1 pseudogene is annotated in these 444 nt (G+C 37.8%); it reads left to right on the top strand.

Going from position 1 to position 444, the window contains the following annotated elements:
- Positions 1-444: pseudogene (locus DRF58_RS18445) on the top strand (IS4 family transposase); the annotation flags it as partial.

Genomic DNA, 444 nt, shown 5'->3' with positions numbered 1-444 from the left:
CGATACGTGCTCCAAACTCAAGGAAGGAATAGACCAAAAGAGCGGGAAAAAATTGGTGAAATTCAGTTTTTCCTTCGATGGGATTTTACCTTCCGGGGTTGAAGTTTTTACGGCTCAATCCTATTCTTCAGAAGAATCTGCGCTTCCCGAAGCGATCTTAAAACAAGCCAAAAAAGAAGAACATCACGCTAATGTTTATGTGATTGACAGAGGTTTGCAGTCGACAAGAACAATGAAAGTATTTGAAGAGAAATCAGTAAAATTCATTATTCGTTCTAAAGAAAATCGAAAGTTTGAGGAAGTTGAATCTTTTCTTGAAAACCAAAACCTTGTAAAATGGGATGACTGGAAAGTTGTTAAAGATAGCAAGGTAAAGCTTTACACCGGAAAACCCATCCAAAACAAACGTGGAAATACACACTATCGGGAAGAGAAAGTGGAAAC

The sequence above is a fragment of the Epilithonimonas hispanica genome (assembly GCF_003385395.1).
GTDB classification, from domain to species: domain Bacteria; phylum Bacteroidota; class Bacteroidia; order Flavobacteriales; family Weeksellaceae; genus Epilithonimonas; species Epilithonimonas hispanica.
Note: the sequence above shows the minus strand (reverse complement) of the source record. Positions and strands in the feature narration are given on the sequence as shown.